This window comes from Sinorhizobium sp. B11, from assembly GCA_039725955.1.
Lineage (GTDB): Bacteria > Pseudomonadota > Alphaproteobacteria > Rhizobiales > Rhizobiaceae > Rhizobium.
Genome location: CP091033.1, coordinates 1,450,403 through 1,471,604 on the forward strand (window position 1 = coordinate 1,450,403; position 21,202 = coordinate 1,471,604).

At 60.1% G+C, this 21,202-nt stretch carries 17 protein-coding genes; 4 read left to right on the plus strand and 13 right to left on the minus strand.

Annotation, left to right across the window (positions count from 1 at the left end; translation table 11 throughout):
- Position 1: 1 nt before the first annotated feature.
- On the minus strand, positions 2-916 hold the full coding sequence (locus tag LVY75_06475) for an alpha/beta hydrolase (GenBank protein ID XAZ19791.1): 915 nt from the start codon (positions 914-916) through the stop codon (positions 2-4).
- A 418-nt stretch (positions 917-1,334) separates the two neighbouring features.
- On the opposite strand from LVY75_06475, the gene betC reads away from it, so the two are divergent.
- Entirely contained in the window at positions 1,335-2,849 is a 1,515-nt protein-coding gene (gene betC / locus LVY75_06480; GenBank protein ID XAZ19792.1) for a choline-sulfatase, read from the plus strand.
- A 119-nt stretch (positions 2,850-2,968) separates the two neighbouring features.
- On the opposite strand, the gene LVY75_06485 is transcribed toward betC, so the two are convergent.
- From LVY75_06485 to LVY75_06495, 3 genes are read right to left on the minus strand one after another with little or no spacing between them, the layout of a single operon-like run.
- Positions 2,969-4,219, minus strand: a complete 1,251-nt coding sequence (locus LVY75_06485; GenBank protein ID XAZ19793.1) for a Zn-dependent hydrolase — start codon at positions 4,217-4,219, stop codon at positions 2,969-2,971.
- An 11-nt stretch (positions 4,220-4,230) separates the two neighbouring features.
- Positions 4,231-4,872: a TenA family protein gene (locus LVY75_06490; protein ID XAZ19794.1), complete on the minus strand. Its 642-nt coding sequence runs from the start codon at positions 4,870-4,872 to the stop codon at positions 4,231-4,233.
- A gap of 5 nt (positions 4,873-4,877) precedes the next feature.
- Entirely contained in the window at positions 4,878-5,720 is an 843-nt protein-coding gene (locus tag LVY75_06495) for a BtpA/SgcQ family protein (GenBank protein ID XAZ19795.1), read from the minus strand.
- Positions 5,721-5,746: 26 nt separating this feature from the next.
- Here LVY75_06495 and LVY75_06500 point away from each other — a divergent pair, with 26 nt between their 5' ends.
- Positions 5,747-6,649 (plus strand): PfkB family carbohydrate kinase, encoded by a 903-nt coding sequence (locus LVY75_06500; GenBank protein ID XAZ19796.1) that lies wholly within the window; start codon positions 5,747-5,749, stop codon positions 6,647-6,649.
- Positions 6,650-6,651: 2 nt separating this feature from the next.
- Here the strand turns inward: LVY75_06500 and LVY75_06505 are convergent, their stop codons facing one another.
- Genes LVY75_06505 through LVY75_06530 form a run of 6 tightly spaced genes read right to left on the minus strand, consistent with a single transcriptional unit; the run spans position 6,652 to position 12,336 of the window.
- Complete coding sequence (locus LVY75_06505; GenBank protein ID XAZ19797.1) at positions 6,652-7,422, minus strand: glutamine amidotransferase; 771 nt, start codon at positions 7,420-7,422, stop codon at positions 6,652-6,654.
- Positions 7,423-7,450: 28 nt separating this feature from the next.
- Positions 7,451-8,521, minus strand: coding sequence for a phosphotriesterase-related protein (locus tag LVY75_06510; GenBank protein ID XAZ19798.1), 1,071 nt, complete (start codon positions 8,519-8,521; stop codon positions 7,451-7,453).
- The gene (locus tag LVY75_06515) at positions 8,521-9,525 is read right to left on the minus strand and encodes an ABC transporter permease (GenBank protein XAZ19799.1); all 1,005 of its coding nucleotides are present in this window, start codon (positions 9,523-9,525) and stop codon (positions 8,521-8,523) included. Before LVY75_06515 ends, LVY75_06510 begins: the two co-directional genes overlap by 1 nt.
- Entirely contained in the window at positions 9,522-10,328 is an 807-nt protein-coding gene (locus LVY75_06520) for an ATP-binding cassette domain-containing protein (protein XAZ21343.1), read from the minus strand. Before LVY75_06520 ends, LVY75_06515 begins: the two co-directional genes overlap by 4 nt.
- Entirely contained in the window at positions 10,328-11,278 is a 951-nt protein-coding gene (locus LVY75_06525) for a substrate-binding domain-containing protein (protein ID XAZ19800.1), read from the minus strand. The genes LVY75_06520 and LVY75_06525 overlap by 1 nt, the downstream gene beginning before the upstream one ends.
- A gap of 20 nt (positions 11,279-11,298) precedes the next feature.
- Positions 11,299-12,336: a LacI family transcriptional regulator gene (locus LVY75_06530; protein XAZ19801.1), complete on the minus strand. Its 1,038-nt coding sequence runs from the start codon at positions 12,334-12,336 to the stop codon at positions 11,299-11,301.
- Positions 12,337-12,688: 352 nt separating this feature from the next.
- Between LVY75_06530 and LVY75_06535 the strand changes: the two genes are divergently transcribed.
- Both LVY75_06535 and catE read left to right on the plus strand, forming a co-directional pair.
- The gene (locus LVY75_06535) at positions 12,689-13,546 is read left to right on the plus strand and encodes an SDR family oxidoreductase (protein ID XAZ19802.1); all 858 of its coding nucleotides are present in this window, start codon (positions 12,689-12,691) and stop codon (positions 13,544-13,546) included.
- Positions 13,547-13,852: 306 nt separating this feature from the next.
- Positions 13,853-15,991, plus strand: coding sequence for a catalase C (catE, locus tag LVY75_06540; protein ID XAZ21344.1), 2,139 nt, complete (start codon positions 13,853-13,855; stop codon positions 15,989-15,991).
- Positions 15,992-16,046: 55 nt separating this feature from the next.
- On the opposite strand, the gene LVY75_06545 is transcribed toward catE, so the two are convergent.
- The 3 genes from LVY75_06545 to LVY75_06555 form a co-directional block, all read right to left on the minus strand.
- The gene (locus tag LVY75_06545) at positions 16,047-16,379 is read right to left on the minus strand and encodes a hypothetical protein (protein ID XAZ19803.1); all 333 of its coding nucleotides are present in this window, start codon (positions 16,377-16,379) and stop codon (positions 16,047-16,049) included.
- A gap of 286 nt (positions 16,380-16,665) precedes the next feature.
- Positions 16,666-18,720: a response regulator gene (locus tag LVY75_06550; GenBank protein XAZ19804.1), complete on the minus strand. Its 2,055-nt coding sequence runs from the start codon at positions 18,718-18,720 to the stop codon at positions 16,666-16,668.
- 385 nt (positions 18,721-19,105) lie between these two features.
- On the minus strand, positions 19,106-20,641 hold the full coding sequence (locus LVY75_06555) for a sensor histidine kinase (GenBank protein XAZ19805.1): 1,536 nt from the start codon (positions 20,639-20,641) through the stop codon (positions 19,106-19,108).
- Between the last annotated feature and the right edge of the window lie 561 nt (positions 20,642-21,202).

Below are 21,202 nucleotides of genomic sequence, written 5' to 3' on the forward strand. Positions count from 1 at the left end.
ATCAGCGCGAAGCGAAGAGCCGCACCGCCTCGCATACCGCCTTGAAGCCTGCCCGCGCACCCTCGCTCATGTGGCGCGCGCGCAGCCACGCATGCACCATCTGCGGCTCCTCCCGGAACCAGACTTCCACACCAGCCTCCGCAAGCCGGGCAGCGTAGGCTGGTCCGTCGTCTCGCAACGGATCGAACCGCGCAACCGTGATGAAGGCAGGTGCAAGCCCTTCGACCGATACCGCGTGAAGCGGCGCGGCGACAGGATGGCGCAGCGGTGCCTGCAGAACGCTGCGATAGTAGGCGACATCGGCCGTGCTCAGGCCCGGTGCATTTGCCATTTCAACATAGGAGCCCTTCTGCAGGTCGCCGCCCAGCGCCGGATAGACGAGAACCTGACCGGCGATACCCGGTAAGGCCTCCCCCAGCGCCCTGATGGCGAGCCCTGCCGCCAGGTTGGCACCGGCACTATCGCCGATGATGACGACCTTGCTACCGGTGGACGACAGCAGATGCTTCAGGACGAGGAAACAATCCTCGCTCTGCGCCGGCCAGCGGTATTCGGGCGCCAGCCGGTAGTCGACGGAAACAAGTTCGGCGCCGGCGAAATCGGCGATTTCAGCGCAGATCGAGTGATGGCTTTCGAGCGAGCCGACAACAAAACCTCCGCCGTGAAGATAGAGGAGAACGGTTGATGTGGTTATTGTTCGCGGACGATACCGGCGGATCGGTATCCGCAGCACCATGCCATCTGCATAGACCATCCCCTGCGGCAGTGCGTGGTCAAATCGCGCGCAGAGTGCGTCATACCATTGACGTTGCTGCTCGATCGATGCCTCGACTGCGTCCGGTGGATAAAAGCCTTCGCAGACATCAAGGAATTCCAGAATGCTCTCTTCGGTGGGCATCGGTCGGTCGATCGACATGAAGATCCTTCCGCATGCTCGCAAGATGCTGTCAGGCGGCAGCCAGCTAGCCGATATTGCATCATGCACGCGCTCGGCCACGACGCCTGTCTTGCTGCGACTCCTGGTGTCGCCGGCAAGTTCGCCCCCTGTGAAACAGGCAGGCGCGAGCACCCGGAACACCGGATGTCGGCAAGGCGATAGTGTGCAATCATCAAGTTGGTTATCGTGAAATGACAACTGCGACCCACGCCGCCGAGAGGATCACTCATGCGACGAACAGTGCCGCTTCTGAAGAGGATAATGTACCTGATCGGCGCTCGCCGATCGAGACCGGTACCCGCCGGCGACAGCCGGTTCCGTCAGGCGAACTGGTGGCTGACGCATCCGTAGACCCCTTCCCCCACAAGCCCCTGAATGTGAGCAGCGTCGATATACAATGGCCCGTCCCAATATTCTCATCATCATGGTCGACCAACTGAACGGCACGCTGTTTCCGGACGGGCCGGCCGATTTCCTGCATGCGCCGCATCTCAAGGCACTCGCGGCCCGTTCGGTCCGTTTTGCCAACAGCTACACGGCAAGCCCCCTCTGCGCGCCGGCGCGCGCCTCCTTCATGTCGGGCCAGTTGCCGAGCCGAACGCGCGTCTACGACAATGCAGCCGAATTTGCCTCCGACATTCCGACCTATGCGCACCATCTCCGGGCCGCCGGCTATCACACCAGCCTGTCGGGCAAGATGCATTTCGTCGGGCCCGACCAATTGCACGGCTTCGAGGAGCGCCTGACGACGGATATCTATCCGGCAGATTTCGGCTGGACGCCCGATTACCGCAAGCCTGGCGAACGGATCGACTGGTGGTATCACAATCTCGGATCCGTGACGGGCGCGGGGGTCGCTGAGATCACCAACCAGCTCGAGTATGATGACGAAGTCGCCTACAATGCCACTCGAAAGCTCTACGATCTCTCGCGCCGTCAAGACGAGCGTCCCTGGTGCCTGACCGTCAGCTTCACCCATCCGCACGATCCCTATGTCGCCAGGCGCAAATTCTGGGATCTCTACGAGGACTGCCCGGCACTTGACCCGACGGTTCCACCACTGCCCTTTGACGAGATGGACGCGCATTCGAAGCGCCTGCTCGAGGCCTGCGACTACAAGGCCTTCGATATCACTGCCGAACAGATCCGCAGGGCGAGGCGAGGCTACTTTGCGAATATCTCCTATGTCGACGAGAAGATCGGAGAGATCCTCGACGTGCTGGAGCGCACACGGATGCAGGACGACACTGTCATCCTGTTTGCATCCGACCACGGCGACATGTTGGGGGAGCGCGGCCTATGGTTCAAGATGTGCTTCTTCGACGGTTCCGCACGCGTGCCGCTGATGATATCGGCACCGGATTGGCAGCCCGCCCTGGTCGATCAGCCGGTCTCCACTCTCGATGTCACGCCGACGCTTGCCGGCCTCGCCGGCCTCGATATTTCGGCAATCGCCAATTGGACGGATGGCGAGGACCTAGCACAGCTGGTGAATGGCACGAAAACCCGCAGTCCGGTTTTGATGGAATATGCGGCCGAAGGATCGATCGCGCCGCTGGTGGGCATTCGCTCCGGGCGCTTCAAGCTGACAGTCTGTGAGAAGGATCCGCCGCTGCTGTTTGACCTTCAGGCCGATCCCCGCGAGCTCATCAATCTGGCCGGAGATCCGGCCCATGCGAATACGCTTGCCACGCTTCTCGATCAGGCAAAGCTTCGCTGGAACCTTGCAGCGTTTGACGCGGCAGTTCGAGAAAGCCAGGCACGGCGCTGGGTCGTCTATCCGGCATTGCGCGAAGGAGCCTACTACCCCTGGGACTATCAACCTCTGCAGAAAGCCGCCGAGCGCTACATGCGCAATCATATGGATCTGAATGTGCTCGAGGAGAACCAGCGGTTTCCCCGGGGCGAATAATCTTCGGGCATCACTGAGCACTACAAATATCCGCGGGCACGGCTCACGAGCGCAGCGATCTTCGCGACGGGCCATCCCTCGATACAGCACTTACGATCATCAATTCCGAGCCATAGGCTTCAAAGCGCGGCTTCCAGAATTTCGATTGTCGACAGCAGCAGCATGCGTGCCCCGGAGACAACATGATCAGGTGCGGTATATTCGGCTTCATTATGGCTGAGGCCATCGCGACAAGGCACGAAGATCATTGCCGCGGGTGCGACCCGGTTGACGAACAATGCGTCGTGGAAGGCACCTGACAGCATTTTCCTGGTTGCCAGCCCGCCTTTTATCGCGGCGCGGTCCAATGCTTCCAGCACCGTTCGAGGAAAGTTGGCCGGAGGCATATCGAAGGTTTGCCTGATTGCGACCTGACAATGTTCCGCCCCCGCGCCGTCGCTGAAGACTTGCTCGATGGTCGCGCTCAAACGATCGATCTCCAATGAATCCGGATGACGGATGTCGATGGTGCATCGCGCCGTCTGCGGGATGGCATTGATGGCACCGGGTTCTACGGCGATACGTCCGACGGTAAATCGGGCACGCTCGTCCTGAGGCATGATACTGGCGTAAAGCCCGTTGAGGGCCGCGATCATCGCGCGAAGCGGATCCCGACGATAGTTGAGCGCAGTGGTCCCGGCATGGGCGGTCTGGCCCGACACGGTCACTTCCAGCCACCGCGTTCCCTGGATGCCGGCGACGATGCCAATGGGGATGTCCTCTTTCTCGAGAGACGGCCCCTGCTCTATGTGCAGTTCGAGATATGCGTAAGCAGGAAAGCCGAGATCGCGGATCGCGGCCTGCGGAAGACTGGCAATGGTTGCCTTCAGCTCGTCGCCAAACCGTGCGCCGTCGGTTGCGGCCAGATCGGACCAGGCAAGCGGAATTTCGCCAGCCGAGAATGCCGAGGATCCCATACAGCCTGGTGCGAAGCGACTTCCCTCCTCGTTCGTCCAGGCAACCACTTCGATCGGCCTTTGGGTTTCAACGCCCGCATCCTCAAGACTTTCAAGGACCTCGAAGGCCGACAGTGTCCCGAGCGCACCGTCATAGCGGCCTCCGGACGGCTGGCTGTCGAGATGGCTGCCGATCAGGAGCGGCGGCGCCTCCCCGTCCCTGCCCGGCCGGCGGATGAAGAGATTGGCGGCGGGATCCTGGAAGACACCGAAACCGCGCGCCTCTGCCAACTCTGCCAGCAGCAACCGGGCTTTTCGGTCCAGTTCCGTCAGGGCCTGACGATTGACACCGCCGCCCGCGGTCGCGCCGATCCCGGCAAACCGGTCCAGGCGTTCCAGCAGGCGTTCTCCATTGATCTCGGGATTGCCGGTCATTGCGCAGGCTCTCAGGAATAGGCTGCTTCGTGGAAATCGATCTCAAGGCGTTGGGCACGGCCGAAAATGGCGCTCAATCGCTTGCGCTCGGCAGGATCCATCGTCTCACCAGCCTCGTCCAGCACTGCCTTCAACCAGCGCGCCTGCGCTTCGAACTCCGGTTCGGCATGAAGCTTGACCCATGCCTTGAGAAGCGGATCGCTGATATCAGTCCGGTCGGCCTCGGTCGACCAGGTCCAGTACATCCATTCGGCGGCAAACATGGCGGCAATCGTGTCGAGAAAGCCGCCGTCACGGGCAATTGCCAGCATTCCCTCGCGGAAGGCAGCAACATCAGCCCGGCCGGTATCATAGCGAGCGGGATCGATGGCGCGGGCTGCGAAGGTCTTCTCAAAATAGGCGATCTGCTGGTTTGCAAGCGCGTCCAGCACGCCGATCAGCCAGCGCTTCTGCTCGATGGTCCCGGCCTTTGCAGTGGCATAGGAGAATATCCCAATCGCCGTATCGACGAAGGCACCCTCGAAGACGAGATATCGTTCGAAGGCATCCTTCGGGAGGCGCTCAGCCTTGATGTCTTCGACGAAGCGGTGGTGCACCATGGCTTCGAAGACGTCGCGGTTCTCGTCGAGCATCTGTTCGGAGAGAGATACCATGATCGTCACGACTCCAGACCGGGTTTTGCGGCTTCGACGAAGGCTGCGACACGAGCCGGCTCGACAGGGTTCCACCAGACGCCTTCCTCCTTCAGCGACGAGGCGACGATGACGCCGTTGGTGCGCTTGAGGATCTCGACGATATTATCCTTGGTCACGCCCGAGCCGACGAGCAATGGAAGATGGGTCGCAGCACCGATTTCCTCTATCTCCTCCATTGTCGCGCTGTTGCCCGTTCGCTGGCCGGTGGCGATCACCACATCGGCATCGAAGAACGCCAGGTCACGGGTCAGTTCGTCGATCGTCCGGTCGGCGGTGATGGCGTGTGCGCCATGCTTGACATGGCTGTCGGCAAACACCTTGATATGTTCCGCACGCAGAGCCGAGCGATAGCGCATGGCCTCGGCTGCACGGCCTTCCATGAAGCCTTCATTGGCGACATAGGCGTTGGCCCATTGGTTGACACGGATGAAGCGCGCCCCACCGGCTGCCGCGATCGCGAAAGCGGGGATCGGCGCATTGGCAAGCACATTGATGCCGAGCGGTACCCCGACGGCACGAGAGATGCGGTCCGTCACAACCGACATGAAGGCTGCGGTCTCGTGGCCAATATCCTCCGGCTTGGCAAAGGGGATGTCGCCATGATTTTCGACGATCAATCCGTGGATGCCGCCTTTGACAAGCGCCTCCGCATCGCGCATGCAGGCGTCATAGATCACATCCATTGCCGCGCTGCGGTAGCGTGGAGCCCCCGGGAAAGGCGGGCAATGGATCATGCCAATCAGCGCCTTGTCAGTGCCGAATATTTCCCGTATGGCGCTTGTGGCCTTATCCGATATCTGCTGCATTTTTCTTTCCCTTCTGAAAGCCAGCCATGCGTGCCTATGTCATCGGTAACGTCGCCGTCGACGAAACCATTTCCGTAATGTCCATGCCCGAAGCCGGCGCCTCGATCCTCGGTCGGGAGGAAACCCGCGACCTCGGTGGCAAGGGTGCCAATCAGGCCGTCGTGATGGGCCGCACAGGCCTTCCCACGACGCTTGTCACGGCCGTCGGCGACGATTTTCGCGCCCAGACGATCCGCGACCAGCTCGCTGGTGAAGCGCTGGACGCCCGATTGCTGGGCAGTCCTCATCGCTCCAGCGATTTCTCCATCATCTTCACGACGCCCGACGGCGAAAACGCCATCGTCACGACGACGGACTCGGCCGAAGCCTTGACCCTGTCCGAGGCGCTTGCCCCGCTCGACGATGCAGCCAGGGGCGACCTCGTCGTGCTCCAGGGCAACCTCAGTGAAAACGTGACCCGCGGCATTCTCGCCGAAGCCAGACGCCGCGGCCTCACGACCGCCTTCAATCCCTCGCCGCTCAGGCCCTATTTCGCCGAGCTCTGGCCGCTTATCGACATCGCCTTCCTCAACAGAGGCGAGGCCGAAAGTCTGACCGGATCGTTCGGCGAAGCCGCGATCCAGCGCCTCGCCGAAGCCGGCGTGACGCAGACCGTACTGACCCTCGGCGGCGACGGGGCAATCCTTGCCAGCGGAAATCAGGTACTGGCAACCGTTCCTGCCCGTGTCACAGAGGTCGTCGATACGACCGGCGCCGGCGACACTTTCATGGCGGTCGCCCTTGCCTCTGCGGCCCTCCGATCGACCAGGCTCGATGCGAAGGCGATCCATCACGCAACTGCGGCTGCGGCCATTACCGTCAGCCGCCGCGGGACGCGTTCGGCCTTCCCAACCAGGTTAGAACTCGCCGGCATTCTCGCCGGCGAATGAGGCTATTCTGCCTCCGTCAGCCAGCCGAGAATATTCTTCCAAAGACGCCCGTAGCCCTCCCATTCGCAGAAGGCCGGGGAGAGCCAGTGCGGACCGATATCCGAGGTCCAGGCGGCAGTTCGGCCTTTGCCGAAGCGGCCTGTAACCAGCAGTGGATGGCCACCTTCCGTTTCGGGTAGCCGGGCAACGACTTCGACATCGGGACGCTCGCGCACCTCGACTTCGTTGACGCCGAGCAGCAATGGCCATTCGCCTGACAGACCGGCGACGGTCTCGTGACCGGGCTTGACGAGGACAGGCGTTGTCCCCTCCGGAATTTCCACCCGGTCGTCATAGGGCAGACACGTGACCGGCAGGACATCCTCGACCGGCGTGCGACGCCAGCGCGCCTTGCCGTCTATGCCCTGGAACGAGAAATAACCGCCGACCATCAGCAGCCCGCCACCCTTTTCGACCCAGGCCTTGAGCAGTTTCAGCCGGTTCGGAACAGTCTTGGAATGCAGCCAGACCGCCGGGGGAAGCAGCAGGGAGTTGGCGCCGATATCGGAGAGAATGATCGCGTTAAAAGCGTCGAGCCCTGCCATGTCGAAGGGGAATTTTTCGACTGCTTCATGGGCCGGCATGTAGGTGAGCTCGAATGCACTATCCTTGAGCGCCGCAACGAGCGGCTCGGCGCCGAGGTGAAACGTGACGCTCCCGAACTGGTCGAAACCCTTATAGTGCGTGGCGGAACTGACCCAGCTTTCGCCGACGAGAAGAACCTTCTTTGTCATGATGTTTCCATTTCTTTTTATGTGGCGGTCAGGCGCTCGCCTGAAAAACCGACCTTGGATTGGCGCGCATGAAGATGTCGAGCATCGCATCATCGAGACCGTGACGCTTCAGGCGAGGCAGAAAGTGGCGCAGGATATAGGCGTAGCCGTTGCCCCCATAATGCTTGAGCATCATCTTCAGGAAGACGTCGTGGGAGAGTAGGAGGCGATCCGCATATCCCATCTCGACGAGTTTGACGAGCGCGCGCGCCGCCTCCTCGTCACTCGGGCATTGCACCTGCTGATCGGCGTAAAAGAAATCCATGCCGATCATGTCATATTCGAGAAACGCGCCGCGGGCGGCCAATTCCGACTGATAGGTGAGATCGTCATGTGACGGGTTCATGTGGCAGAGCACGGTGTGCCTGAGATCGGCGCCTTCGGAACCGACGATATCAAGGACCTTGTGGCCCAGCCGAAACCAGCCGGGAAGATGGATCATCAGCGGCAGGCCGGTGCGTAGCTGTGCCTGCGCCGCACCCCGCAGCGATTTTTCCTCGGCGGCTGTGAAATCAGAGGATACCCCGATTTCGCCGATCAGGCCGATCTTCACATCGGTACCATCCGCCCCGACCGTCGCTTCGAAGACGATTTCGTCGGCGATCTCTGAGACGGACATGCCGGCAACCTTGGCCGGATGCGAGGAGCCCAGATAGAAGCCGGCGCCCATGACGATGTTCAGTCCTGTCGCCGCAGAAATCCGCCGCAAGGCGAGAGGATCGCGACCAATGCCCTGACACGTGGGCTCGACGACCGTACGTCCGCCGAGACTGGCAAAGTCCCCAAGTTCGGTGACGGCAAGGTTCTCGTCGTCGAGCGTGATATTGTGCTTGTTGACGAAGGGGTCCTGCCTCAGTTCGCCGAGAATCTCCATGCAGACAAATCCCTCGGCAAGATATTGCCGCTCAGGCGTCTTCGGCGCATGCCACCAGCAGCGGCAATCGTTGAGGATGTGTTCGTGCATCAGCGTGATGCCGATCTCCGCCGCTGGAACCGGCCCGGAGACCGTCATCACATTGCCGGATCGCACGTGACCCGGCGAAAGCTCATTCGCCGCCATCAGCTCTTCCTCCTGCCCGCCAAGCGGAAGTTGGTTGTGAAGATGCGAGTGTTCAGCCAGATGGCGACAAGGATGATCGCGCCGGTGACGATCTGGGTGAAGAAGGGCGAGATATGCATCAGGATCAGACCATTGCCGATGACGGCAATGGTCATCGTCCCAAGGACAGTGCCGATCATCGTGCCGCGCCCGCCCATCAGCGAGGTACCGCCGAGCACGACCGCCGCGATAACCTGCAGTTCGAAGCCAACAGCGGCATTGGACGAGCCGGAGCCGAGGCGAGCCGCGATCAAAAGACCGGCGAGTGCCGAGGCGGCGCCTGATACGAGGTAGACCGAGGCGACGATCCATTTCGCCGGCATGCCGACGCGGCGCGCGGCTTCCATGTTGGATCCTACCGCCACGATCTGCCGTCCGTACTTGGTGACCGCCATGATGACGTAGCCTGCGATCGCAACCAGGATCGCAATGAGCGCCGGGACAGGAAAGCCCGCCAGTTCGCCACGCCCCAGGTAGAAGAAGCCGGGCTCGTTGTTGATCGGAATGGAATAGCCCTGTGTAAGATAGAGGGCTACGCCACGCAGGATGGAAAGCCCGGCAAGGGTGACGATAAAGGCTGGGATGTTCTGATAGGCGATGAACCAGCCCTGAAGCAGGCCGACAATGCCGCCGAAGGCGAGCATGCCGATCGAGACGATGGGCCAAGGTATGCCTGTCGCCAGTGTAATGGCGGCAACGGCGTTGATCAGGGCCAGCATCGAACCGACCGACAGATCGATCCCGCCGGTGACGATGACGAGGGTCATGGCGATGGCGACGACGAGGATGGGAGCTGCCTGGCGCACGATGTTCAGGATGTTGCCCGTCGTCATGAAGGTCGTCGTCGTCAGTGAAAAGAAGACGAGGCATACCAGAAAGAAAAAGGCGATCGACAGAACCTGGGCGTTCTCACCCAGAAAGTCGGCCATCGGCGAGCCCTTGGCGCGTTCGGTGTAGACGGTCAATGTCTTTCTCCCCCGACGATGAGCTTGACGAGATCTTCGAGATTGGTCTTGCCGATGTCCCGCTCGGCAACCTTGGTGCCTTCATACATGACGGCAATCCTGTCGCAGACGCGGAACAGATCCTGCAGGCGATGAGTGATGAGGACGACGGATACACCCTTTGCCTTGACGCGGTTGATCAGTGCGAGCACAGCCTCGACCTCGGCGACCGCCAATGCCGATGTCGGCTCGTCCATGATCAGAACCTTGGGCTGGAAGGAAGCCGCGCGCGCGATCGCAATCGCCTGGCGCTGGCCGCCAGACAGCTTCTCGACCTTGGCAGAAAGACGCGGAATGCGGATTTCCAACGCATCCAGCATCTTGCGCGCCTCGCTCATCATCTTCTGACGGTCGAGAAACGGACCCCTGGTGAGTTCGCGTCCAAGAAACAGATTGCCGACGACATCGATATGGTCGCAGAGGCTCAAATCCTGGAAGACCATTTCGATATGGCGGTTGCGAGCATCCGCAGGCCCGGACAGATGGACATCTTCGCCGTTCAGCGAAATCGTCCCTTCATCCGGCAGATAGGTGCCGGAGATGATTTTGGTAAGCGTTGACTTACCGGCTGCATTGTCACCGACAAGACCAAGGCACTCGCCCGGAAAGAGGTCGAGGTCGACGCCACGCAACGCCTGATGCGAACCGAACGTCTTGCGGATCCCGCGCAGTGAGACAGCAGGTGTCCGGGCGGACGAGCCGGAGGAATGCGGGGAGGCTTGCGCCTCCCCGGCCCCGGCATAAACAGGCCGATTGTCCGTCATCATTTGAAGACGGCCCGGTATGGCTCGACATTTTCCTTCGTCACGATCGTGATCGGAACGGAAATGCTCTTTTCGACGCTCTGCCCTGCTGTCAGCTTGGCAAGAGCTTCGACCGCGGCCTTGCCTTCGCCGGCAGGATCCTGCTGGACGACAGCAACGACGTAGCCGTCGTCGAGACCCGAAATCGCCTGAGCGGTCAGATCCCATCCGAAGACCTTGATACTGTCCTGCTTGCCCTGGCTCTGGACAGCGGCGATGGCGCCGAGCAGGGCCGGTTCGCCAGTTGCGTAGATCGCCGTCATGTCGGGATTGCCGGTAATCAGGTTCTCGGCAGCAGCAAGTGCATTGTCCTGGATGTTCTGGCCGTCGACGACGCCCGAGGTCTCGATGCCATCGCCCTTGATGGCGTCCTCGAAGCCCTTCTGGCGGACGTTCTGAATATAGGAGTTCAAGGCGCCGACGATGCCGACCTTGGCCTTGCCGCCCATGTTCTTCTTCACGTAGTCGAGGAAGTAGGCACCCATATCGGCGCCGGCCTTGCCGTTATCGACGCCGATCTGCGATTTCTGCGGTCCATCGGGAAGGATTGCATCAATGGCGACAACGGGAATGCCGGCGTCCGAAGCCTGTTTGACCGCCGGCATGATGCCATTGACGTCAATTGCGACAACGATCAGGCCATCGACCTTCTGCTGGATGTAGTTTTCGATCGCGCTGTTCTGTGCGGCCGCTTCATTGTTGGCGTTGAAGATGACAAGCTTGTCACCGGAGGCATCAGCCGCCTTCTGCGCGCCCTCATTGATCTGGTTGAAGAAAAGGGCCTGCTGATTGATCTGCACCAGCGCATAGGTCTTGCCCGCAGCGTGAGCGAGCGAAGCTCCAAGTGTGGCGCTGGCAAGCGCGGTGAAGGCAAGAGCGGCGCTGAACGCCCGACGTCTGATCTGTTTCATGTTCTCATCCTCTGGTTTCGTTATCGTTGCTTATTATGGGTCGACGGCGGCGCAACGGAGTTCCGCACGACGATTTCGACTGGCACGAGTTCCTCGGTGGCGAGCGACTTGCTCTCCTGCCAGTTTGTTTCAAGAAGAAGGGACAGGGCACGCCGGCCGATGGCGCGCACCGGCTGACGGATCGCCGTTAAAGGCGGCGCAAAAAGGTGTAGCGGACTGACATCGTCAAAGCCGACGATCGACAGGTCTTCAGGGATCGATATTCCCTTCTCTCTGAAGACTTCGATCATGCCGATGGCGATTTCGTCGGAGCTCGCGAAGATTGCGGTCGCTGGCTTGCCTTCTTCCAGGAAGCGGCGCGCCATGTCCCGCCCGCAGGCGACCGTATATTCGCCGCTGTAGCGCCGGATCGAGGCATCGCCGCCGAAATGCTCCTGCAGGCCCCTATGCAGTCCGTTGAAACGGCGCTGCGTGCTGATCATGGCATCGGGACCGCCCACATAGAGCACATTCCGATGGCCGAACTCCGCCAGATGGCGCCCCGCCAGATGGCCGCCCTGAAAGTTGTCACAGAAGAGCTTCGGGACACTGGCAAGCGGAACGTCTTCGTCGACGACGATGACCTTGCCTGTTCGATTGATGAGAGCTGCGAGATCGCCGTTGTCGGGATGGTTGGTGACGAAAACCAGGCCGTCGACATGATTATGCTCGAGCAGCCGAAGATAGGTGACTTCACGGCCGGTCCGGTTGAGAGTCGCGTAGAGCGAAACGGCCAGCCCCCGATCGTTTGCCTCCTCTTCGACCGCCGCCACCATGGTCGCGAAGAACGGGTTGGCGATATCGGGCACGACCAGCCCGATCATGTCGGAGCGGCCGCGGCTCAGCCGCCGCGCGTGAGGGTTCGGCTGGTATTTGAGGGAAGCGATAGCGTTTTCGATACGCTGCTTGGTGAGGGCAGGCAAATCCAGCGAGCCGTTCAGCATGCGCGAGACCGTCGTCACCGATACGCCCGCCGCTTTCGCGACATCCTTCAACCCTGGAGTTCTCGCTTGCGTCATCAGTTTGTAAACCGCTTTAGTAAAACGCTTTACTTACACTCCATGAGAAGAGAATGCCTGTCAAGAGCCGTTATCAGCTGCGGAAGATCTGGTTTGGGAGGCTGACTGATTTGCCCACGGGCTACGTCGCTTCGACTGCCAGTCGAAGGGTTTGTTGAATCAGTTGGTTAGCTTCCGGCAAGAACAAGACCAATGCCTTCCTTCTTGAGGTGGCGGGCCGCAACGCACTGCGCAAACACGCCGCTCAATCCGGATTATCTCCGCAAACTCACCGGGAACTGCTGGCCGACCGACGAGTTGTGTACCGAAACTCCGACCGCATCTGCGACGCGAAAGTCAAAAGGAACAGAAAATGGCCAATTACCCGACCCCACCCTTCGATACGCCGCGCCAACCCATGCCGGGCACGACCGACGCGATGTCGCCGGTACCGGACCACGGCGAGCAGACCTATCGAGGATCTGGCCGACTGACCGGCAGGAAAGCGATTATTACCGGCGGCGACAGTGGTATCGGACGAGCCGTTGCGATTGCCTATGCCCGTGAGGGCGCAGATGTTCTCATCGCCTATCTCGACGAGGACGAAGACGCACGCGAAACCCAGAAATGGGTCGAAGAAGCAGGGCGAAAGGCCATTCTCGTCTCCGGGGACCTGCAGCATCCCGAACATTGCCGGCACATCATCGAAACCGCGCGCGGCAAACTTGGCGGTATCGACATCCTCGTCAACAATGCGGCCCATCAGGCAAGCTTCAAGGATATTGGCGAAATCAGCGATGACGAGTGGGAACTGACCTTCAAGGTCAATATCCATGCGATGTTCTACCTGACCAAGGCAGCGGTCCCGCATATGAAAGCGGGCAGCGCGATCATCAATACGGCGTCGATCAATGCCGACAGTCCGAGTCCGCACCTGCTCGCCTATGCGACAACCAAGGGGGCGATCCAGAACTTCACGGCGGGTCTGGCCCAAATGCTTGCGGAAAAGGGCATCCGTGCCAATGCGGTCGCGCCAGGCCCAATCTGGACGCCGCTCATTCCCTCGACGATGCCGGACGAAGCCGTCAGGAATTTCGGCAAACAGGTGCCGATGCAGCGACCTGGGCAGCCCGCCGAGCTTGCAACCACCTATGTGATGCTTGCCGATCCGCTGTCGAGCTATGTTTCGGGAGCAACGATTGCGGTGACAGGCGGCAAACCGATCTTGTGAGCTCGGGCATTGCGGCCTGCACTGTCGGCGGGGGCGTGAATACCATTCTTCGACGCTCGTGCTCGTTCGAAGGTCCACCTCAATATTTACAGACGGCTGAGCGAGCGCCGACCTGGGACCTTCGTCTCAGTACGATTAGGAACAATGACGCCGCGCAGACATTGGGAATGCGTCCGCGCCCGGTAGCACCACCAAGACGCCAAAGCACCGCGATGCGGGCCAGATCGAACGCTCCGACATGAGCGGACCGGCCCCGAGGCAGCATTTCCAGTTGGCAATTCACATATATCGCAAGGGAACGACATGATGGCCAAGAAATCTTCGACGACCGCCGGGAAAAACACAGCGACGATCCATGACCAGAAACTCCATCGCGGCGAAGGGGGCGAGCTTCATCAGTTCGCCGAAGATGGGCATCCGGTTCTGACAACAGCCCAAGGTGGCCCTGTAGCAGACGATCAGAACAGCCTGCATGTCGGGGCACCCGGACCTGCACTCATCGATGACTTCCACTTCCGAGAAAAGATCTTCCATTTCGACCATGAGCGCATTCCCGAACGCGTGGTCCACGCCCGCGGCTATGGTGCGCATGGTTTTTTCGAGACTTATAAATCCCTTGCGGACTACACGCGGGCCGACATTTTCCAGCGCCCGGGCGAAAGGACACCCGCCTTCGTGCGCATTTCAACAGTCGCCGGCAGCAAAGGGTCCTTCGATCTTGCGCGGGATGTTCGCGGTTTTGCCGTGAAGATGTACACCAAGGAAGGAAACTGGGATCTCGTCGGCAACAACATCCCGGTTTTCTTCATCCAGGACGCCATCAAATTTCCCGACGTGGTCCATTCCGTAAAGCCGGAGCCAGACCGGGGTTTTCCGCAGGCACAATCCGCCCACGACAACTTCTGGGACTTTATCAGCCTGACGCCTGAAAGCATGCATATGATCATGTGGGTCATGTCTGACAGGGCGATTCCCCGATCCTTCCGCTTCATGGAGGGCTTCGGCGTCCATACTTTCCGTTTCGTCAACGCTAAGGATCGGTCGACATTCGTCAAGTTCCACTGGAAGCCGAAGCTTGGGCTGCAGTCCGTCGCCTGGAACGAGGCGGTCAAGATCAACGGCGCTGATCCAGACTTCCATCGCCGCGATCTCTGGCAGGCAATCCAGTCGGGTAATTTTCCGGAATGGGAATTGTGCGTCCAGCTATTCGATCAGAAGTTCGCCGACACGTTCGATTTCGACGTGCTTGATCCGACAAAGATCATTCCGGAAGAAATCCTCCCTGTTCAGCCGATCGGCCGGCTGGTGCTCGATCGCATGCCCGACAATTTCTTCGCCGAAACAGAACAGGTCGCCTTCATGACGCAGAACGTTCCGCCGGGGATAGACTTCAGCGACGATCCGCTTTTGCAGGGCCGGAATTTCTCCTATCTGGATACACAGCTCAAGCGCCTCGGCGGCCCGAACTTCACGCACCTGCCGATCAATGCGCCCAAGTGTCCCTTCCACACCTTTCAGCAGGACGGCCACATGGCGATGCGCAATCCGGCCGGCCGGGTCAACTACCAGCCAAACTCCTGGGGCGAAGGTCCGAGAGAATCGCCTCAGAAAGGCTTTCGACATTTCGCGTCCGAGGAACAAGGCGCAAGGGCCAGGCTCCGTCCGGAGAGCTTCGCCGACCATTACAGCCAGGCGCGTCAGTTCTACATCAGCCAGACGCCGCCCGAGCAACGGCATATCGCCATGGCGCTCACCTTTGAACTCAGCAAGGTCGAAAACCCTGTCATCCGCGAGCGGATGGTATCTCATCTGATCAACATCGACGAAACGTTGGCAACCACCGTCGCAGAAGAATTGGGATTGCAGTCGCTGCCGAAACCGGCTCAGGCCGCTATTCCAACGCGTCAGAACCTGGAGCCCTCACCCGCGCTCAGCATCGTGAAACGCGGTCCTGGACGCTTCGAGGGGCGCAAACTTGGCATCCTCATTACCGACGGTGTCGATGCCAAACTGCTCAAGGGCGTGACAACAGCTCTAACCAAGCAGAAAGCGGTCTTCGAGCTGATTGCTCCGAAGGTCGGTGGCGTGACGGCTTCGGACAGCACTTGGATCGAAGCGCAGCATATGATCGATGGCGCACCGTCGGTGCTTTTCGACGCGATAGCACTTTTGACCTCACCGGCTGCTATCGAAGACCTCGTCAAGGAGGCCACAGCACGTGACTTCGTCGCCGATGCTTTCCAGCATTGCAAGTTTATCGGCTATGATCCGTCGGCGCTGCCGCTGCTAGAAAAGGCGGGAATTTCCGAAAGCATCGACGAGGGCGTCTTGAGCTTGCCTGGAGAAGAGGGCATTGCCGCGTTCGTCACCGAACTCGGCAAGCTGCGTGTCTGGGGCCGGGAACCCTCCGTCAAGCTTGGCAAGGCTTCACCGCCGACAAAATGAGACAGCCGGGACGCGGCAGCCAGCGTGTCCGGACCTTCGCTAGGCGCGCGTCGTCTCAACCACCCGCACCAGGCGGCGCATCGTTCTCGAAGAATTCCCGGTACTGGATCGTTTCGTCTTCATTGGTATCCAGGCTGGATCCGGAAGGCTGGCTGAAGCGGACACCGGGTCCTCCCGGACTTGAATAGTCTCCGTCGAAAAACGAAACACCTGCCTGATGGACGGCGTTGATGATTGCGTCAATTGCCCGCTTTTCCGTCTTCAACTGCCCGGACACGGCTTCAAGCTCCTGGATCAGAGGCAATGAAACCCGTGCGGCATCGGCAAGGTCCTTCTGCTCCCATCGCAATAGCGCGCGCGCTGCGCGCAGCTGTTCGCTTGTAATCATCGCACCGCATGCTCCAGCTGAATGTCTGACGAGGGATTGACCGGTCCGAGGACGAGTATCGCTTCCGCGGAGATCGCCGTGCCCCGCTTGGCGCTTGTTCCAATCATCGACATATTCCTTTTATCTTTGCAAAGCGCAAAACGGCAAAGATTGGCCAGGGTTCCCCTCGAAAGGAGCAGCGACGATAAGATCGGCGGTAACGGCTGATGGAGGGAAGCAGATCGTTGCCGAAACTCGTTTGCCGCAATCGCGCGAAAAATGAACCTCGCAAAGACGTCGAAGCTGGTCAGCCCTTCGTCGGAATTTCCAGGCGCACGACATTTGCCGATTGGACTACAGAGGTTTTCGCCTTTTCGAGGCTGGCGGCCAGATCCTCGATCTTAAAGGGCTTCGGGACAACCGGACAGCCGACCTCCGTACCGGCCTCAAGCCTGTCGCTGTAGCCGGTCATCAGCACGACGGGTAGAGATGCGTTTCTGCGGCGGATCTCCTCGGCAAGCTCGATACCCGACATGCCCGGCATCATGATGTCACTGACGATCGCTTCGATTTCAGGATGGCGGCCCAGGATCTCGATTGCCTCAGGTCCACCTGCGGCCAGGAAGATCGACGGCACGATGCCCTCGAGCGCCAGTCGCACGGATTCAAGCGATGTCGGTGTGTCGTCGACGATCATGATCGCATGGGGAAGATTCGCGGGGGGTGCTGGATCCGGACGTGCCGCACGCGGCTCGCTCGATCGTGGTAAAAGCAAGGTAAAGGCGCTGCCGTGACCGGCCAGGCTTGCGACCTTGACCGCACCGCCGCTGCCGGTGGCGAAACTGTGGACCTGCGTCAAACCAAGGCCTGAGCCACCATTTTTCTTGGTGGAAAAGAATGGCTCAAACACCCGCGCGAGATTTTCCGGGGCAACGCCTGTCCCGGTGTCAGAAATCGTCAGCGCCACGAATGGGCCCTGCAGCCCCGGATCCTCTGTGGCTGCGTTGAGCACATTGCGGGCGGAAATCGTCACCTTTCCACCTCCCGTCATGGCTTCGCGCGCATTCGTCAGGATGTTGATCAGGGCGATTTCAAGCCCGGCAGGATCGACGTGAACCGGCCAGGTATCTTCCGGTATCCTGATCTCCATCACGATTGTGTCGTTGATCGCTTGACGCAACAGCGGAGACAGGTCGGCAAGCCTGACGTCCAGTTCGATCTGGGAGGCACCTTGGTTGGAGCGCCTTGAAAACGACAGCAGCCTTTGCGTGATCGCCTTTCCTCGTGCCACGCCATCGCTCATGTGCATCAGAAGCTGCGTCACGCGCTGTTCGTCGTTTCGCCGTCTCTTGATGCCCTCAACCCCTGACTGGAAGACCATCAGGAGATTGTTGAAATCGTGAGCAGCCTGCCCCGTCAGCTTGCCAAGCGCATCCATCCGCTGCCAGTTGGCCATGCTCTCGCGCTCCCGGTTCCGGGCGCGCGCCTCCCTGTAGAAGAGAAACACGGCCGAGCCGGACAACAGAAGTGTGAAACAGCTCGCCGTCACAAGCAGCATGGTGGCCCTGCGCGCCAGCCTCTCATAATCGGAAACCGGCAGGCCAACCCTTACCCGCCAAGGCGTGTCGGCAAGCGCGACTTCGGCGACACGAAGCTCCAATCCGCTCTTGACGGTGGCCGTCCCGAAGTCATTGCCGGAAAAGCTTGCGAATTCGCTCGCCGGATTGCCGGCAAGCGCGGGATCGCCGGTCGATGCAACCAGACGATCCTGCCCATCGACGATCCAGGCCGACCATGATCCTGGAAGTCCATTGGCATAAAGCAGTTTCGTCACGATCGTCGGACGGATCACCACCGAAAGGACCGCTTTCAGACGATCGCTCCTCTGGATCGGAGCGCGCAAGGCAAAGGCCGCCTGGCCTTTCGGCCCGATGGCGATATTGCCGACCACCGCGACACCCGTGCGAACCAGGGCGTCATGGCTTTCCATGTCCACAACATGCGTATCGGCGGAGGGGTCGAGCGGCGGAAATGACAGAACCACTTCGCCCTTCTCGTTGGAAATCCGGATCTGCTCCCATTCCGGCACCCGATCGCGCAGACGCCGCGCAGTCTCGGCAAAAGCGGCGCGCGGTATGGGGGGATCGAGCCGAGGGGAATCGGCGACGATCGAAAGCAGCTGGATCTGGCTCGCGAGTTCGCGTTGAAGCGTGGCGGCCAACGTCGCTGCCCGGCCGCGAATGTCATCGTCGAGAGCAGCCTGCTGCTCCTTGATGAAGAACCTTCCCATCAGCGCTGCCAGTATGATGACCGGAATGAGCGACGCCGTGATGAGAAGGAGCGCTGGCCGGGTTTTATTCAACGGACACTCCGGGTGTGTTCTTCGAACCCTATCAAATAATCCAGGGCGGGAAACTTGCAATGCCAAGTTGGAATAAGACTGACCTTTCCCCTGAATAAGCGGCGACAGCAGAGCCGTGTCTCCGCTCGACTTTCAAATCGGCGTGCTTCGACCCGCAGGATCGCGCTAGCGGCCAGGTTAGGAGCTGAGGAGGCGGCTTTGCTGGCCCTAGGAAATCCGAAACGCCTCAGTCGTGGTTGACACTACGCGACGGCGGCGCGGGCGGTTTCGCCAATTGCTGCCGGTCCGGAGGGAGTTCCTCGCCAGCGCCAATACAGCCACAGATTGCTGCAAGGATTTTTTGCACGGAGAGCCAAGGTCGCCGACGCCAACGCCGATCGAAGCATCATCGTGCAGCGATAGACAACAGGGCGGTGAAGACGGTACCGCGTGCCCGTTCGGTGCCGTAGGTCCCATCCATCTGGCTGACGAAGGATTTGATCAACCGGCTTCCCATGCCGGTTTCTGTCGCAACCGGCTCATAGCCAACGCCATCATCCGCCACTTCAAGCAGGACCTTGCCCTCGGGATGCTTGAGCAGCCTGATGCGGATATGACCGTCGGTCCGGTCGACGAAGGCGTATTTCATGCTGTTTGTCAGAAGCTCGTTCAGCAACAATGCAAATGGCGTCGCCTTGTCCGCATCGATCCTGATATCGTCGATCTCGAAGGTCAGCTTGATGTCGCGATCATGCAACCCGACCAGCGTGCGCACCAGGTTGGGAACGAACTGCCGCGCAGTGACGCTGCTGAACTGATCGAAGCCATACATTTGCTCGTGCACCGCCGACATGGCGACGATCCGCTCGTTCACTCTCTGGACGGTTTCAGGCCGCAGGCCCTGTAGACGGATGAGCGCCATCACGGTCTGCAGATTGTTTTTCACCCGGTGATGAATTTCCCGCATCAGGACCTGATTGGTTCGAAGCGCCTCGGCAAGTTCGGCGGTGTGGCGCGCATCCGCATGCGCCAGGTGCAGGATCTTCAACCCGCCAACCACGGCGGCGCAAAGCGCCAGGAGAACGATCAGCGCGGCAATTGAGACATCGGTCCAGAACGGCTTGAGAATTGTGCCGGTGTCGACCGATGCGATGGCGACGAATGGTGTGCGCTCGACGATGCGGTATGCCACCAGCCTTTTGACTTGGTCGACAGGGGAGACAGACACATAGGAGCCCGATGTCGCTTTGCGCATATAGTCGGTGAAAAGGATATAGTTACCGAGATCGATGACTTCTTTCGGTTCGGGATATCTGGCGATCAGCTTTCCGTCACGTCTCAAGAAGCTCACCGTCGAGCCTGGTCCGAGCGAGGCGGCGTCCCAGATCGATCGCAGCATTCCGACATCGAACGCCAGGATCGCGACGGCTTCGAACTTATCGTTCCTCTCGATGCGCGCAGCCGATAGGAAGACGTGGCGATCCGTATTGCGCATGACGGTCATCGCCGACGTATGGTCCTCTGCGCCATTGGCCAGGCGGCGGAAATAGGTTTGATCAACGATGTCTGCGGGGCTGCTTTCGCGATCGGTGGAATAGAGCAGCCTCCCATCCGCAGCGACCACATAGGCGGTTGCCGTGGTCGGCAATGCAGCCGTCGCGGCGTTGAGCCTTCGGATACGCGCGTCGTCCGGCAATGCCTCAGCCACTCCGAAGGCATCGTCCATGCGGTAAAGGGTCTGGCGCGCCAGAGAATTGATCCAGATCGCGTTGGCAGCAACGATCTTGGCTGTGGCTGTGACCTGATCCTCTCCACGCCTGACGGCGGACATGTAGCTCGAATGCAGCCAAAAGCCCAGGACAAGCGAGAGCGCAAGGAACATTAACACGATGGCGGCCATCGCAGCTCTGCCGACGATCGTGAAGCCTTTCGTGAGGCCCATTGAATCCCCATGGATTTAACAGGCGACACTGTCGGATAGCAGGCTATCAGAGTCAAGGATAGGTTGCAGCCTCCTCGATCCTCCCATTCTCCCGCCGCCCGATTCGGGGAACCAGCACACGCTTCCCGCGACTACCGTCCCGGGGCCTGGCACAGGAGATCCGAAGATCTGTATCGTCATGACCGAGGAATTGCAAAACGGCGTGCCTCACTGCCTTTCGGTGAGAATTGTGATATTCTCGAAATTACGGTTATCCTTGGGCTGGAGGCAGTTGATGGTCGCGCGAAGGGACATGACAAGCGACGAATGGAAGTGGCTTGTGCGGCTCTGCCAGCACGAAGCAGATAGTGTTCCACAGGCGATCGAAGCGAGGTTAGTCGCGCTCGGACTATCCGGGCCGAATGGCCTTTCGGCAGAAGCGCGAGACCTGGTGCAACATGAATTGTTGAGTGAACGGCGGAATCGGCTGCAGGGCCTCCACTAGCTATAGACCGGACATACAGGAAGCAAGCGATCTCCTGTGCGAGATTCAATCCCGTCCGCAAGACAGGACCAGACGAT

What these genes read in the sequence shown, in the direction of transcription:
- LVY75_06530 (XAZ19801.1), bottom strand. Translation starts at nt 12,336, where the DNA reads ATGACGCAAGCGAGAACTCCAGGGTTGAAGGATGTCGCGAAAGCGGCG.
- LVY75_06505 (XAZ19797.1), bottom strand. Translation starts at nt 7,422, where the DNA reads ATGACAAAGAAGGTTCTTCTCGTCGGCGAAAGCTGGGTCAGTTCCGCC.
- LVY75_06520 (XAZ21343.1), bottom strand. Translation starts at nt 10,328, where the DNA reads ATGACGGACAATCGGCCTGTTTATGCCGGGGCCGGGGAGGCGCAAGCC.
- LVY75_06485 (XAZ19793.1), bottom strand. Translation starts at nt 4,219, where the DNA reads ATGACCGGCAATCCCGAGATCAATGGAGAACGCCTGCTGGAACGCCTG.
- LVY75_06495 (XAZ19795.1), bottom strand. Translation starts at nt 5,720, where the DNA reads ATGCAGCAGATATCGGATAAGGCCACAAGCGCCATACGGGAAATATTC.
- LVY75_06500 (XAZ19796.1), top strand. Translation starts at nt 5,747, where the DNA reads ATGCGTGCCTATGTCATCGGTAACGTCGCCGTCGACGAAACCATTTCC.
- betC (XAZ19792.1), top strand. Translation starts at nt 1,335, where the DNA reads ATGGCCCGTCCCAATATTCTCATCATCATGGTCGACCAACTGAACGGC.
- LVY75_06510 (XAZ19798.1), bottom strand. Translation starts at nt 8,521, where the DNA reads ATGGCGGCGAATGAGCTTTCGCCGGGTCACGTGCGATCCGGCAATGTG.
- LVY75_06525 (XAZ19800.1), bottom strand. Translation starts at nt 11,278, where the DNA reads ATGAAACAGATCAGACGTCGGGCGTTCAGCGCCGCTCTTGCCTTCACC.
- LVY75_06535 (XAZ19802.1), top strand. Translation starts at nt 12,689, where the DNA reads ATGGCCAATTACCCGACCCCACCCTTCGATACGCCGCGCCAACCCATG.
- LVY75_06555 (XAZ19805.1), bottom strand. Translation starts at nt 20,641, where the DNA reads ATGGGCCTCACGAAAGGCTTCACGATCGTCGGCAGAGCTGCGATGGCC.
- LVY75_06475 (XAZ19791.1), bottom strand. Translation starts at nt 916, where the DNA reads ATGTCGATCGACCGACCGATGCCCACCGAAGAGAGCATTCTGGAATTC.
- LVY75_06490 (XAZ19794.1), bottom strand. Translation starts at nt 4,872, where the DNA reads ATGGTATCTCTCTCCGAACAGATGCTCGACGAGAACCGCGACGTCTTC.
- LVY75_06545 (XAZ19803.1), bottom strand. Translation starts at nt 16,379, where the DNA reads ATGATTACAAGCGAACAGCTGCGCGCAGCGCGCGCGCTATTGCGATGG.
- catE (XAZ21344.1), top strand. Translation starts at nt 13,853, where the DNA reads ATGGCCAAGAAATCTTCGACGACCGCCGGGAAAAACACAGCGACGATC.